Source organism: Variovorax sp. P5_A3 (assembly GCF_056400665.1).
Map to the genome: position 1 here is coordinate 125,795 of NZ_JBFUKW010000023.1, position 15,125 is coordinate 140,919.

Annotated in this window: 5 protein-coding genes; all 5 read right to left on the reverse strand. The window is 68.7% G+C overall.

Going from position 1 to position 15,125, the window contains the following annotated elements:
* Positions 1–2: 2 nt before the first annotated feature.
* The 5 genes from AC1D3B_RS27790 to AC1D3B_RS27810 are packed head-to-tail and all read right to left on the reverse strand — an operon-like array spanning position 3 to position 14,875.
* Entirely contained in the window at positions 3–953 is a 951-nt protein-coding gene (locus AC1D3B_RS27790) for a serine aminopeptidase domain-containing protein (protein WP_478193894.1), read from the reverse strand.
* On the reverse strand, positions 946–1,752 hold the full coding sequence (locus AC1D3B_RS27795; protein WP_478193895.1) for an alpha/beta fold hydrolase: 807 nt from the start codon (positions 1,750–1,752) through the stop codon (positions 946–948). Before AC1D3B_RS27795 ends, AC1D3B_RS27790 begins: the two co-directional genes overlap by 8 nt.
* Positions 1,749–2,462 (reverse strand): 4'-phosphopantetheinyl transferase family protein, encoded by a 714-nt coding sequence (locus AC1D3B_RS27800; protein ID WP_478193896.1) that lies wholly within the window; start codon positions 2,460–2,462, stop codon positions 1,749–1,751. Before AC1D3B_RS27800 ends, AC1D3B_RS27795 begins: the two co-directional genes overlap by 4 nt.
* Before the next feature lie 9 nt (positions 2,463–2,471).
* On the reverse strand, positions 2,472–7,490 hold the full coding sequence (locus tag AC1D3B_RS27805; RefSeq protein WP_478193897.1) for an amino acid adenylation domain-containing protein: 5,019 nt from the start codon (positions 7,488–7,490) through the stop codon (positions 2,472–2,474).
* On the reverse strand, positions 7,487–14,875 hold the full coding sequence (locus AC1D3B_RS27810; RefSeq protein ID WP_478193898.1) for an amino acid adenylation domain-containing protein: 7,389 nt from the start codon (positions 14,873–14,875) through the stop codon (positions 7,487–7,489). The genes AC1D3B_RS27805 and AC1D3B_RS27810 overlap by 4 nt, the downstream gene beginning before the upstream one ends.
* Positions 14,876–15,125: the final 250 nt, after the last annotated feature.

A 15,125-nucleotide genomic window follows, 5' to 3' on the forward strand; every position in this document is an offset into this window, starting at 1 on the left:
GGTCAGGGCAGCGCGTCGCGCGCGAACGCCTGCGCGGCGCGCGGCGCGGTGGCCCGTCCGGCGGGGCGGCCGGCTGCCGCCATTGCGGGCTGCGACAACGTGGACGTACCACCGTGCGTCACGCGCAAGACCCAGTCGCACACCACCGCCATGAAAGTCTGTTGCGCAGCCATCGACGTCAGGCCGTGGTCGATCTCGCCGATGAACTCGTATTCGAACTGGCGCATGAAGGGCTCGTTGGCAAACGGGCCGAGCTGATCGCGATTCCGGTCCGTGACGTGCATGGTCCCGGTGTAGAGCAGCAGCACGGCCAGGTTGCGCGCCGCCACCTGCGACATCGACCGGCGAAATGCCGCGGCGGTCACTTCCGGCGGATCGGGCTCGAAGATATGCGGCGCCGCGGCGGCGGCCGCGCTCGGCGACAGCTTGCGCTGGATCCAGCGCGCGGTCTTGCCGATGAAGGCCGGATTGGTCGGCGCTGCGAGCGCCCGGCGCAGCATGCGCTCCATGCGGGTGCGGCGTCCAGGGAACGCGTAGCCGTCGAACATCAGGAGCCCGACCACCCGCGCGTCGGCGACGGCGAGGGAGAGGCCGTTGGTTGCGCCCGAACACAATCCGATCACGATGAAGCGGCGCACCCCGAGCATGGTCTCGATGAGATTCATCGCGGCCTGCAGGTCGTAGACCGCCTGGGTGAGGAAGTGCTCCGACCCGCTCGCCGGGCCGCTGTCGCCCAGGCCCGCGAGGTCCAGCCGGATGCTGCTGATGCCGCGGGTCGCCAGCTGGCGGGCCAGCTTCACGTTGATGCGTCGCGGACCGATGTGATGGTTCGCACCCATGTTGAGCATGAGGCAGGCGACCGGCGCCATCGGCCCGTCGGCAGGGGTCGTGATGATCCCGATCAGCGAGCCATCGGCGCCGAACTGGACCGGGGTTTCCTTGCAATCATTCATGAACTTCTGCTAGCAAACGTTGCAGCGCTTCGGTCGGGACCATGGCGTTGTTGGGGTGCGGATCGGAGGTCCAGATCAGCGGGTGGTGGAACTCTGAAATCTTCACCGGCATGTGGCGACCCGCCTCCGCTTTCGCCCACTGGTGTGCTGCATGGTCTTCCGCGTCCGCCAGCATCACGGTTTCGTGCAACGCGGTCAACTGCAATGTTGGGGATGACAGCGCGCGCAATTGCTGCCGCATGGCGGGCGAGACGCCAAAGCCGAAGAGTTCGTCGGTGAATGCGTCCGGATCCTTCCCGAGCCGGCGACGCCACGTCGGATCGGGAACGCAGTAGGAGCGTTCGAGCGCGTCGACGTGGCCGGCGCGCAGCGTATCCAGATAGCGGGTTCCGTCGACGATCGGATCCCAGAGGATCAGCCGCGACGGGTCGCAGCGACCGCTCTTGGCCGCCAGCACTGCAACTGCGGCACCCAGGCGCGAGCCGAGCCAGATGATGCGCCGCGCGCCCGCCCGCCTGCGCAACTCTTCGTGCGCAGTGCAGACGTCGCGCCGCCAGCCCTCGAGTTCGCCGTCGGTGTCGTCGCCCGGCGAGTCGCCGGTGCCGTAGTAGTCGAACCGGAGCACCGCGACCCCGGCGCGCGCGAGCCGATCGGCGAGCACGCGGAACAGGCGGTGCGCGCGGATCGCTTCCTGGCCGAAGGGTTGGCAGATCAGCACGGAGACGTTGCCGTCGCGCTCCGGCGCGTGGTACAGCCCGAACAACTGGCGCGAGGCCGGGCCAAAGAGCATCGGGGTCATGCGTACAACTCGCTTTCCTGCATCATGGGGCGTGGCGCGATCGCCTCGACCGCCACCACGCGCGCGACCGCGCACACGACGCCCTGCCCGCCATCGAATGAACTCAGCGCCAGGCGCACGACGCTTCCGTCCCCGGTAATCTTCACTTCACGCGCATCGCCGGCAAGACCGACCTCGAAACTGCGGGTGTCGGCACTGAGGCCCATCCCCGTGGCTTTCAGGCAGGCTTCCTTGCGCGTCCAGCAACGCAGGAAGGCGCGGTCGCGCTCGTCGGGCGCAACGGCTTTCAGCGCGCGAAGTTCCGTGTCGGTGAAATGCATTTCGGCCAGTGCCTCGGCGTCCGGCAGGTGGCGCAACAGCTCGACGTCGACACCCACTTCCGAGTCCATGCTGATCGCGATCAGCCCCACCGACTGGCTGTGGCTCAGGTTGAAGCGAACGCCGACCGGGTCCACCAGCCTGGGCTTGCCAAATGCGCCATGCGAGAAATCCAGGAATGCGCCCGGGATGCCCGTATGGGCAGACAGCGCGCCGCGAAGCGCCGAATGGGCGGCGACGAAGCGATGGCGGTCCCGCGCGAAGACGAAGCGATGGGCCCTTTCCCACTCCTCGTCCGACAGGCATGCCGCCGCCTCGCGTCCCGGCACCACATCAAGGTCCACGCGCCACAACTGGCAGTGCGCCACCGAAGGAATCTGGACGATCGACATGGCAACCCTTCAGCCCTTGCGGCTCCAACCCGAAAACACGCGACCGAGAAGGCCGCGTTTCGATCCGCTGTCCGCAGTGGCCTCCGCGACAGCTTCATTGGCTTCGATGGCGGTACCCGCGGCGGCCGAGGCCAGTTGCCCCAGGCTTTCGAACACGTAGCGCCGCGGCTCCACCCGGAAGCCGAGCACTTGTTCCGCCTGCCGCAGCACCCGCATCGCCAGCAGCGAATCGCCGCCGAGGTCGAAGAAGTTGTCGTTGGCGCGGATGTCGTTGACGTCGATGCTCAGCGCGCTCGCCCAGATCTGCGCCAGGCGGGCCTGCTCGGGCAGCAGCAGCGCGGGCGGTCCCTTTTCCTCTTGAACGGGGGCCACGGCGGGCGCGGCCTGCGGCGGCATGTTGCCGGCGGCGAGGCGCTTCAGGTAGCTGGTGCTTTCGGATTCACCCGAAGCCCACAGCGCTTCCAGCGTGTCGTCCGGCCGTTGCGCCACGAGCGTCAGCAACTCGACATAGCGCTCCTTGAAGGCGGCGCCCGTTTCGCGACGGTAGATGTCGGCGTTGTACGTGATCGCGCCTTCCAGCCCCTTGGCCTTGTCCATGAGCCAGATGCCGAGGTCGTCCGTCGCGCCGCGCTGCAGCAGGTGCATCTGCCGGTCCTGGAGGTCGCCGATGCCCGGCGGCCGTTCGCGCGCATCCTGGAAGGAGAAGAGCGCCTGGTAGAGCCCCACGCCCTGGGCGCGCTCGACGAACTCGGGCTCGACCACCAGCCGCTCGAAGGGCACCTGCTGGTAGTTCATGACCGACAGCAGCTCCTGCTTGACGTAGCGCATGAACTCCCCGAAACGCAGTGACCCGTCGACCTGGAAGGACAGCGGCAGCACGTTGTTGAAGAAACCCATGATCGATTCGGTCTCGGGCGCCTCGCGGCCGCGCACCGGGGTCGCGATGACGATGGAGCGGGTGTCGATCACGCTGCTCATCATCAGGATGTAGACACCGAGCGTCAGCATGTTGAGCGTGACATTGTGGCCGCGCCCGACGTCGCGCAGCCGCTCGGTCAGCGCCTTGTCGACGCTGATCCAGTGCGTGCCGCCCTGGCCGCTCATGCCCGCGCGGCGCGGCATGTCGGTCTGGGGCGCCTTGGGCGTCGGCGAGTTCGCGAAGCGGTTCTTCCAGTATTGGAGCTGGGTCTCCATCTCCGGCTGCTCCAGCCAGTTCGCGTACCACTCGGCGTAGTCGCCGTGGGTGACGGCAGGCTCGGGCAGTCCGTGCGGGACGCCACGCACCATGGCGCCGTAGATCTGCGACAGCTCGGACTGCAGGACGTCGAAGGACCAGCCATCCCACACCAGGTGATGCGGCACGAAGACGAAGGCATGGTCGTCCTCCGCGACCTTGTAGAGCGCGGCATGGAAGAGCGGTGCCTTGTGGATGTCGATCGGGCGATCGGCCAGCTCCTGCATCAGCTCCAGCAGCTCGTTCTCTCGCTGGTCCTCGGGAAGGCTGCCGAGATCGACCAGCGGCAGTTCGTAGTCGATGTGGTCGGCGATCAGCGCCACCGGCTCTCCAGTCTGCGGATCGACGCCGACCGACGTGCGCAGCGAAGCCTGCCGGCGGATGATCTCGCGCAGCGCCGCATTGAACTTGGGAACGTCCAGCGGCCCGCCGAGCCGGTGCGCGGAAGGCGCGTTGTAGACCGAGCGGCCCGGGTGCATTTCCTCGACGAAGCGGATGCGTTCCTGCATCGGCGTGAGCGGCGCGCTGCGACGGCCGGCCTTGTGGGGAATGGGCTCGCTGTGCGGTGCGTCGTCGCCGCTGAGGCTGTCGATCGCCGCGGCCAGCCGTTCAGCGGTCGGGGCTTCGAACAGGGTGCGCAGCGGCACGGTGATGCCGAACTCGCGGCTCAGCAAGGTCGACACGCGTGCGGCCAGCAGCGAATGCCCGCCGAGCGCGAAGAAGTCGTCGCGGATGCCGAGCCCGGGCAGGTTGAGCACGCGTTCCATCGTCTCCATCACGACGCGCTCGCGGTCATTGCGCGGCGCGATACGTTCGGTCGTTTCCTGGCGGGTCGCGCTCGGCTTGGGCAGGGCCTTGCGATCGACCTTGCCGTTCGGCAGCAGCGGAATGGCGTCGAGCGTGACAACGTGCTGCGGCACCATGTACTGCGGCAGGCGGCTGCGCAGATGACGGTCCAATGCCGCGAGGTCGACCGTGGCGCCGGGGGAGTTCGCGAGGTAGGCCACCAGGCGCACATCGCCGGGCTGGTCCTCGCGCGTGACCACCACGCTGCGGGCGACGCCGGGTGCCTCGTTGCAGCGTGCCTCGATCTCTCCGAGTTCGATGCGATAGCCGCGCACCTTCACCTGGAAGTCGAAGCGCCCCATGTGCTCCAGCAGCCCGTCGTTGCGCCAGCGGCCGCGGTCGCCGCTGCGATAGATCAGCGTGTCCACGCCGTCGATGGCGGTGGTCACGAAGCGCTCTGCCGTGAGTTCGGGGCGATCGAGATAGCCCAGCGTCACGCCCATGCCGCTGATGCAGATCTCGCCCGGCACGCCGATGGGGCAGGGCTGCAGATTGCTGTCGAGGATCCAGACGCCGGTGTTCGCCATCGGGCGGCCGATCGAGACGCCGCGCGCCGCGATGCGCGGGCGCTCCATGCGCCAGACCGTGGACCACACCGTGGTTTCGGTCGGGCCATACAGGTTCCAGAGCTCCGAACTGCGGTCCAGCAGTTCGAGCGAAAGGTCCGCCGGCACGGGTTCCGCGCCGATCCAGGCCCGGAAGCCGCGTGCGCCCGACCATTGCGCGTCCAGCAGCAGACGCCACATGCCGGGCGTGGCCTGCAGGATGGTGATGGATTCCGATTCGAGCAGTCCGCGCAGGCGGTTGCCGTCCATGGCGACTTCGCGCTGCACGATCACGATCTCGGCGCCCGCCGCCAGCGGCAGCATGACTTCGGGCACGGCCATGTCGAAGGACAGCGTGGTCACCGCGGCCAGGCGGTCCTGCGCGGAGATGCCCGGTTCGCGCTGCATGGTCTGCATCAGGTTCGCGACGGCACGGTGCGGCACGCACACGCCCTTGGGCTTGCCGGTGGATCCGGAGGTGTAGATGACGTAGGCCGTGTCCTCGGCCTGAGCATCCTCGGGTCCTGCCGCGAGCGGCGTCGCCGGTTCGTCGAGCCAGGCAGTCTCGCGATCGAGCAGGAACACGCGCTGCGCGGCATCGGCGCACCAGTTGACCGGTGCGGCGGCGATCGACGAGGCGGTCAGCAACAGGCCCAGGCGTGCGTCTTCGGCGTAGTAGTCGAGTCGGGCCTGCGGGAACGCAGGGTCCAGCGGCACATAAGCAGCGCCGCTCTTGAGCACGGCGAGCAGGGCCACGAACATGTCGGTGCCGCGGTCCAGGCACAGGCCGACGCGCTGGCCGCGGCCCATGCCGCGAGCGCGCAAGGCGTGCGCCAGGCGGTTCGAACGCGCGTCGAGTTCGCGGTAGCTCATGCGCTTCTCGCCGTCGCGGAGGGCCGGCCGCTCGGGTTGCGCGGCTGCATGCTTCACGAAGCCGGCGTGCATCAGCGGCTCACCGTCGAGTGGCGTCGGGGCGGGTTGAAGCGCGGTGAGCGCACGCGCCTCGTCGGCCGACAGCACCTGCAACTTGCCGACCGGCTGCGCCGGATCATTCACCACGGAGCGCAGCAGGCATTCGTACATGCCCAGCCAGCGGCGCACCGTGGCATCGTCGTACAGGTCGGCGTTGTATTGCGCCTCCATCTGCATGCCGCCGATCACGGGCGTGATGTTGAGGAAGAGCTCGAAGTTCTCGTAGCGGCGCGCGATGGTGCTCTGCTCGACGCGCAGGTCCGGGAAGTTGCCTTCGTTGGGCGCGGCGTCGCGGTCGACGTTGAACAGCACGTTCACCAGCGGAAGCCGGCTCGGGTCGCGCGGCACCGGCAGCTTCTTGAGGAGTGAGCCGTAGGTCAGCGTCTGGTGCTCGAAGGCATCGAGCAGCAAGCTGCCCGACTGGCGTGCCAGCGCGTCGAAAGGGGCATTCGTGTCCACCGCCACCCGGATCGGCAGCAGGTTCACGCAGTGGCCCACGAGGCTGGGCATATCGCTGGGCATCTGGCCCGCGGCGGCGATGCCGACCACGAGATCGTCCTGCGCCGTCAGCCGATGGAGGGTCGCGGCGAAGGCGCTGAACATGGTTGCGAACAGGCTGGTGCCCGTTCCCGAGCCGACGCGGCGCAGGCCGTCGATCAGGCTCTGGTCCAGCACGTGGTCGATGCGGTAGGAACTGAAGGTGCGCACCGCAGGCCGCGGGTGGTCGATCGGCAACTCCAGCACCGGCAGGCTGCCGCCGGCGTAGCGCGACAGCCAGTACTCCGTGTGCGCCTGCATCTCCGGGCTCGCCGATTCCTCGGCCTCCCAGGCGGCGTAGTCCGAATAGCGCGCAGCCGGTTCGAGCGCCGGCCCTGCGCCGGTCTGTTCCGCGTAGAGCAGGCCGAGGTCCTGGCTGATGACGCCCCACGACCATCCGTCGCAGATCGCGTGGTGCGCGGTCATGACCAGCACATGGTCGGTCGGGGAGAGCTGGTACAGCGTGGCCCGGAAAAGCGGCCCCTTCTCGAGCGTGAAGGGTTCCTGCACGGCGGCGAGGCCGTCTTCTTCCAGTCGGCGCTGCTGGGCGGCCGCATCGAGATGGCGCAGGTCGTGCTCGTTCAGTCGCAGCGGTGTGGCCTCGCCGATCAGCAGCTCGGTGCCATCCGGAGAGATCGTCGAGCGCAAGGATTCGTGGCGTGCCACAAGCTGGTCGAGCGCCGCGCCCAGCGCGCGCGTGTCCAGCCGGCCCTTGAGGCGAAGCCGCAGCGACTCGTTGTAGGCCAGCGATGCCTGCGGACTCAGGCGATCGCCGAGCCAGACTTCGCGCTGCGCCTCGGTCGTCGCGACGACGCGCTCGATCAGGCCCGCCGCAAACGGGTCGAACTCGTCCACGGCGCTGTCGTCGGAGGGGGTGAGAACGGCTGTGGTCATGCTTGGAACTTCATGAATTTGCCTTGGGCAGTCGGATCGGGAACGAACCATGCGGGCTGGCCGTCCTTGTCACGACCCAGGCGTGCGTTGGGCACGGGCGGATGGGACGGGTCGAAGGCCGGCTTCGGTGCCGCGCGGCGCGGCAGCAGTTCGGCCTCCTGCATCTCGGCGATCGATTCCTTGAAGGCGGACTTAATGGTCGCGATGTCCTGCTGCGTGTGCGCGGTCGTCATGAAGCAGGGGAAGTTGTCCAGGATGTGCACGCCGCGGCTGCGCATCATGGCGAACAGCAGATCCTGCAACGGATGGTCTTCCAGCCAGCTCACGCGCCACAGCGACGAGAAGTAGCGAATCTCGAGCGGCGCGCCGACCTCGCGGCAGAAGGCCGACAGCTCGTCGGCCATGGCCGCAGTGTGCAGGTTCAACTGGGTCTGCAGCTTGTTGTTGTCCTGCTTCAGGTATTCGAGGGCGGCCTTCGATGCGGCAAGTGCGAGCGGGTGCCGCACGAAGGTGCCGGCGAAGTAGGTCACGCCCACGGTAGGCACCGAGTCGTCACCGTACTGCCACGGGCCGCCATCGAGCGCGTCCATGTAGGTGCGCTTGCCGGCGATCACGCCGACCGGGAAGCCGCCGCCGAGCACCTTGCCGTAGGTGGCCAGGTCAGCGCGGATGCCGAACACGGCCTGTGCGCCGCCCAGGTCGCAGCGGAATCCGGTGATGACCTCGTCGAAGATCAGGCAGGTTTCGGACTTCTCGGTGATGGCCCGCACCTCGCGCAGGAATTCGCGCGGCTGGAAGTCGGGTCGGCGGCTCTGCACCGGCTCGACCAGCACGGCGGCCAGGTCGTCGGCATTGGCGCGGATGAACTCCAGCGCTTCCGGCGTGCCGTAGTCGAGCACCCGGACGTCGCCGAACATGCCCTGCAGCACGCCGGGCGCCGCCGACATGCCCTTGGCATTGCGCCCCGCGCGCACCAGCACTTCGTCGAAGGTGCCATGGTAGGAGCCAGTGAACAGCACCACGGTGCTGCGGCCGGTGACCGTGCGCGCGATGCGCAGCGCGGCCATCACGGCCTCCGAGCCGGTGTTGCACAGGCCCGCGCGGTCGAAGCCGGTGAGGTCGCACAGGAGCCTTGTCACGTCGGCCGCGAGCGGATGCTGCGGGCCGATTTCGTAGCCCAGGTCGAGCTGCTTGCGCACCGCGTCGTTGATGAAGTCCGGCGTCCAGCCGAAGAGGTTCATGCCGAAGCCGTTCAGCGTGTCGACGTATTCGTTCCCGTCGATGTCCCAGAGCCGCGAGCCCTTGGAGCGTTCGATGACGATCTGGTAGGTGATCTCCTTGGTCGCCGGGCGGAAGCCATTGACCACGCGCGGATCGGCCATGTGCGAACGGTTGCGCTCGGTGAAGGCCTTGCTGCTGCGCGTGCGCTCCACGTACCGCCGCATGAAGGCCGCCAGGCGCGCCTTCTGCCGCTCGGTCGGGTCCTTGCTCTGCGTGTGGATGCGCGCGATGGCGCCGAAGGCTTTCTTGACGTCGTACTTCTGCAGAGGCGCGGCGGGCTCCTCGGCAGCAGCCGGCGTGGGGGAAGTGGACGCCGTGGCCGCGGCGGTGGCCATGGGCGTGGGTTGCTCCGTCGCCGGCGCCGGCAGCACGGGGCTGACCGGAACCGTCGGCGCCGCCGACAGCAATGCGAGTTGCTGTTGCATCAATTGCATCTGTTGCGCGATGACCTGCTGCATCAGCGAGCCATTGCCGGCGGCGAGACCCGCCACGGGCTGGATCGCCGGCATGGCGGGCATCGACATCGTCGCCGCCTGTTGCGGCACGGCCGCCGCTGCGGGCGCTGCCACCGGCGCCGCGACCGCCACCGGGTCGGGGGGCAACGTGGCATCCAGGAACTCCGCCAGCGCATCGAAGCTGCGATAGCTCTCCATCAGTTGCCTGAAAGTGAGGTTGACCTTGAAGTTCTTCTTGACCTGCATCGCGGCCTGCGTGAGCGTGAGCGAGTCGAGCCCGATCTCGACGAAAGGCGCCGCACCTTCGACGTCGGTCATGTCGACGCCCGAGAGGTTCTCGAACAGTTCACGCAGGCGCGTGACGAGGGATGCACGGCGCGCGGGGGGCGCGGAAGAGGCGACAGCAGCGACAGTCATTGTCAACTCCGGGATCGATGTGGAAAGTGGGACGGAAGGGGCGGAAAAGGCGGAAGCGTCGAAAGCAGGCGCAGCGGCAGCGGCCGGCACGCTGGTCGTCTCGGGCACGGCCGCGGCGGCAGGCACCGCCGCCATCTCGACCCAGAAGCGCTTGCGTTCGAAGGGATAGGTGGGCAGGCGCACGCGATGCTTGCGTCCGCGCGTGTCGAGGGCGCCGAGATCGATCTCGACGCCTTGCGCCCACAGGCGGCCGGCGGCGAGTCGCCATGCGGCGCTCTCGCCCTGCGCCGGGTCCGGCAGCAGCGACGTCGCAGGTGCGGGCACGGCCTTGGTGGCGTGCTGGCGCACCAGCGTCGCCAGGGTATTGCGGGGGCCGATCTCGACGAAGAGAGGATGCGCGAGCTGGCCGAGCACTTCGCGCACTGCGGGCGAGAAGCGCACGGTTTCGCGCAGATGCCGTGCCCAGTAGTGCGGGTCCGTGGCTTCCTCGTCCGTCAGCAGGCGGCCGGTGAGTGTCGAATAGATCGGCAGGCTCGGCGCCGACAGCCGTGTCTCGCGCACCAGCGCCTCGAAGGGCGCGACAGCCGCTTCCATCATGGCGGAGTGGAAGGCGTGCGAGGTCTGCAGCGTCCTCGCCACGATGCCCTTGGCCTCCAGCGCGGCGCGCAGGTTCTCGATCGCATCGCTCGGACCCGCGGCCACGCAGACGGCCGGGCCGTTGTCGGCGGCCAGCGAGATGCTTTCGGGCAGCAGCGGCAGCAGCTCGGCGGCCGCGAGCCGCACCGACAGCATCGTGCCGGCGGGCAGTGCCTGCATCAGCGCGCCGCGCCGTGCCACGAGCCGAGCGGCGTCTTCGAGGCGCATCACGCCAGCCAGCACGGCGGCGGCGAACTCGCCCACGCTGTGGCCGATCATGGCGGCCGGCGTCACGCCCAGCACCATGAGCTGGCGGGCGAGCGCGTATTCGAGCGCGAAAGTGGCCGGCTGGGTGACCGATGTGGGCGTGAGCGCCGAGGCTTCGTCCGAGAACATGCGTTCGCGAAGGTCGAAGCCCAGGACGCCGTCGAAGGCGCGCAGGCACTCGTCGAAAGCCGCGCGGAAGACGGCATCGCCAGCGTGGAGTGCACGGCCCATGCCGGCGTACTGCGCACCCTGGCCTGGGAACATGAACACCGGTTGCGGCACCCAGGCATTGACGGAGCCGCCTGCGCGCGCAGCCGAGTCGGCGGTGCGCAATGCCACAACGGCCTCATCGAAAGACTCGGCGACCACGCAGGCGCGGTGCGCGAACTGCTTGCGGCCGACTCGCAACGTGTGGGCGACGTCGGCCAGCGCGACATCGCGATGCGCGTCGAGGTGATCGGCCAGTCGCGTTGCCGCAGCGGCGAGCGCTGCCGGTGAACGGGCGGAGAGGGTCAGCAGTTGCGGCCCTGTGGCGGCATCGGAGGGCTCTCTCAGCGGCGCCTCCTCGATGACGATGTGCGCGTTCGTGCCACCCACGCCGAAGCTGCTGACACCCGCGCGCCGCGGCGTGGCCTCGCGCGGCCAGGGGCGCAGCTGGGCATTCACCCGGAAGGGCGAAGCGTCGAAATCGATGGCCGGGTTCGGCGACTCGTAGTGCAGGCTGGCGGGAATCGCCTCGGTGTGCATCGAGAGCGCGGCCTTGATGAGGCCTGCCGCGCCGGCGGCCGTGACCATGTGGCCGACATTGCTCTTCAGCGAACCGATGGTGCAGAAGCCGGTGTCCGCGGTGTGCGCCGCATAGGCGCGGGTGAGGCCTTCGACCTCGATCGGGTCGCCCATCGGCGTGGCGGTGCCGTGGGTCTCGACGTAGGAAATGCTGCGGGCCTCGACGCCGGCCGATGCCAGTGCGGCCTCGATGACCGCGGCCTGTCCGTCCACGCTCGGCGCGGTGAAGCTGGCCTTGGCGCCGCCGTCGTTGTTGACCGCCGCGCCGCGCAGCACGGCATAGATGGTGTCGCCGTCCGCGATCGCGTCGGACAGCCGCTTGAGCAGCACGACGGTCGCGCCATCGCTGAAGACCGTGCCCTTCGCATTCGCGTCGAAGCTGCGCGTATGACCGTCGGGCGACAGCATCGAGCCTTCGTTGTAGAGATAGCCGCTGCGCGGCGGGCAGGTGACCGACGCGCCGCCCGCGAGCGCCATGCGGCACTGGCCAGTGCGCAGCGCATGGAAGGCCTGTGCCACCGCCACCAGCGAGGTCGAGCAGGCCGTGTGCACGCTCACGGCGGGGCCTGTCAAGCTGAGCCGGTTCGCCACGCGGGTGGTGATGTAGTCCTTCTCGTTGCCGAGCATCACCTGGAATTCGCCGACCATGTCGATCAGGTCCGGGTGCGCCGACACGTGGCGCTGGAAGTAGGTCGCGTTGAACATGCCGCCGTAGATGCCCACCGGGCCGGGCGCCTGGTCGGGCACATAGCCGCCGCGCTCCAGGCATTCCCAGCAGATCTCGAGGAACACGCGTTGCTGCGGGTCCATCAGTTCCGCCTCCTTCGGGTTGATACCGAAGAAGGCCGCGTCGAACTGCTCGATGTCGTCGATCACGCCGCGTGCGCGCACGTAGGACGGGTCGGCCCGCAACGCGGCGCTGACGCCGGCGTCCAGCGTCGCATCGTCGAAGAAGGTGATCGATTCACGACCCGCCATCAGGTTGTCCCAGAACTGCTCGACGTCCGCGGCGCCCGGGAAACGGCCGGCCATGGCAATCAGCGCCACCGGCTCCATGCCCTGCGTCGCTTGCGGCGCGGGCTTGGCAGCCTCGCGTTGCGGCGTGGCGGGCTCGCTGTCCTGCATCCCGGTGGCCAGGGCCGCGGGCGTGGGCTGGCGGAAGAACAGGTTGGTCGACAGGCGGCGATCGCTGCCGCGCTGCAAATCCTTCAGTACCCTGAGCACCAGCAGCGAATCGCCGCCGAGGTCGAAGAAATTGTCATTGCGGCCCACCTGGTCGATGCCGAGGGCGCGTGCGAAGGCCGCGCATACCTTGCGCTCGGCATCGTCGCGGGGTTCCTCGAAGGTTTGCGCGAGTTCGGGGCGTTGCCTCGGAGGCTCCGGCAGCGCGCGGCGATCGAGCTTGCCGTTGGTCGTGACCGGCAGCTGTTCGAGCCAGACCTGCGCCGCGGGCAGCATCGCTTCGGGCAGGCGCTCGGCGAGGTGTTGGCGCAGCGTCGTCCACGGCACCTCGGTGCCGCGCGCCACCAGGTAGGCCACCAGGCGAAGTCGGCCAGACGGATCGGCGCGCGCGATAACCGCGCAGGACTTGACGCCCGGGTGCGTGAGCAGCGCGGCCTCGACTTCGCCGGTCTCGATGCGATGGCCCCGGATCTTGACCTGCCCGTCGATGCGGCCGATGTACTCGATGGTGCCGTCGGGCAGCCAGCGCGCCTGGTCGCCGGTGCGATAGAGCCGGTCGTCAGCCCCGCCGAACGGGTCGGGGACGAAGCGCTCCGCCGTCAGGTCGGGGCGCTGCAGATAGCCGCGCGCCAGGCCGCGTCCGCCGATGCAGAGCTCGCCGACGAGGCCGGCGGGCAGCATCGCCATCGTCGGGCTGAGCACACGCAGGGCGGTGTCGTTGATGGGCCGTCCGATCGGCACCGAACGCGCGTCGGCCGCCAGGTCGCGCGGGATGTGGTGCGTGGCCGCGAAGGTCGTGCATTCGGTCGGCCCGTAGCCGTTGATCAGCATGAGGCCGGGCAGGGCGGCCATCGCGCGCCGCACATGCGGCACCGACAGCGCCTCGCCGCCGGTGAGCAGTTGCCGCAGGCCGGCCAGTTGCGCGGGATCGTCGTCGACCACCGCATTGAAGAGCGCAGCCGTGAGCCAGGCGGTCTTGACCGAGTGCTGCGCAATGGTGCGCGCCAGTCCGCCGCCGGTCGGCACCTGTTCGTCATGGACCACGCAGATGCCGCCGTTCAGCAGCGGGCCCCAGATCTCGAGCGTGGATGCATCGAATCCCAGCGGCGCGGCGTGCAGCATGGCTTCGCCGGGCGGGAGTTCGACATAGCGGGCACCGACCACGAGACGAAGAATCGAGCGGTGGCAGATCTCGATGCCCTTGGGCGTGCCGGTCGAGCCCGACGTGTACATCACATAGGCCACCGATTCGCCGCTTGCCGCCGTGGTCGTGAGCGGCGGCAGCGATGCGTCGTCGTCCATGGCCTCGTCGATCGACAGCAGCGCCCGCCCGGCAGGGACGAGCGGCCGGTGCGCGGACTGGGTCACGACCAGCCCGACATCGGAATGCGACAGCATGAATGCGATGCGTTCGGCCGGAAAGTCCGGCTGCACGGGAACATAGACCGCGCCGGCCTTCAGGATGCCGAGCAGGACGACCACCGCGGCGCTCGACCGGTCGAGCATCACGCCCACGGTATCTCCGGCGCGAACGCCGCGCGCCTGCAGCCTGCGCGCCATGCGTCCGGCGTGATCGGACAGCGCGCGGTAGCTCACGGGGCCGTCCTCGCCGATCAACGCGATGGCGTCGCCTTGCGCCGCGACCTGGCGTTCGAACAGGGCGTGGACGGTCAGTGCCGGGTCGTAGTCGGACGCCGGGGTGTTCCAGACCTCCAGTTGCTGCCGCCGGTCGGATGCCTGCAGCGTGCGGATCTCGCGCATGGTGGCCATCGGCCGCTCCAGCAGATCGGATGCCGTGTCGATGAGTGCGGCCAGCAGGCTTTCGGCGACTGCGCTCTCGAGGACCGCGGCAGCGACCGTCATATGAAGTGCGGCTGTCTGGCCAGGCGGGAAAGCCGTCCCTAGCTGAAGCATCGGACCGTCATTGCCGACGTCGGGCGCTCCGTCGCGAAGCCACAAGGCAAAGGGAGGGACGTCGGTCGCTGGGACGGTGCCCGGGCTGCGACGCGCCTGATCGACATCCGAAAGCCACTGGCCCACGGTCGCATCGCCATCGCAACGGATCACGGCAGCGACCCTGCGGGCAGGCCCCGATGCGTCGACCACGGATTCGCGAAGCTCCACCGTCGGGGTTCCCAGCCAGCGTGATTGCAGGAGGCACCAGGCTGCTGCAAAAAGCGTGTCTGGGAGCAATCGGGATGCGTGGGCCCGCTCCGCCTGCTGGACGGCGAGGACCGCAGGCAACGCGGAGCTGCTGGTTTGACGAGTCTGGGGCGCGCTGCCGGAGGGGCGGACGAACAGGTCGATCAGCGAGAGCGACTCCGCCTCGGGCGATGTGGGGGAAAGAGGCTGTTGTTCCATGGACTGCTGACTCCGCGAATGAAATGACCGTTGCCCTTCGGGTAAGCCCTGCTTGTTTCAACCGTTACGTCTTTTCAGCGGAAGATGTATCAGAGCCAAGAGTAATCACAAAGCGCTAATTTTTCAGCCGAGACTCCATATTGCCCCCTGCAACGCCCCGGCGCCACCGTACGAAAGGCCATGTCGGCCAGCCTATGTCGTTTGGACGCTCTGCAACATTCGACGCACTTGGTTGCGTTTTGGCTGTCGG

Bases quoted from the DNA above. Each gene is read 5' to 3' on its own strand.
- AC1D3B_RS27810 (WP_478193898.1), bottom strand. From the start codon at position 14,875: ATGGAACAACAGCCTCTTTCCCCCACATCGCCCGAGGCGGAGTCGCTC.
- AC1D3B_RS27800 (WP_478193896.1), bottom strand. From the start codon at position 2,462: ATGTCGATCGTCCAGATTCCTTCGGTGGCGCACTGCCAGTTGTGGCGC.
- AC1D3B_RS27790 (WP_478193894.1), bottom strand. From the start codon at position 953: ATGAATGATTGCAAGGAAACCCCGGTCCAGTTCGGCGCCGATGGCTCG.
- AC1D3B_RS27795 (WP_478193895.1), bottom strand. From the start codon at position 1,752: ATGACCCCGATGCTCTTTGGCCCGGCCTCGCGCCAGTTGTTCGGGCTG.
- AC1D3B_RS27805 (WP_478193897.1), bottom strand. From the start codon at position 7,490: ATGACCACAGCCGTTCTCACCCCCTCCGACGACAGCGCCGTGGACGAG.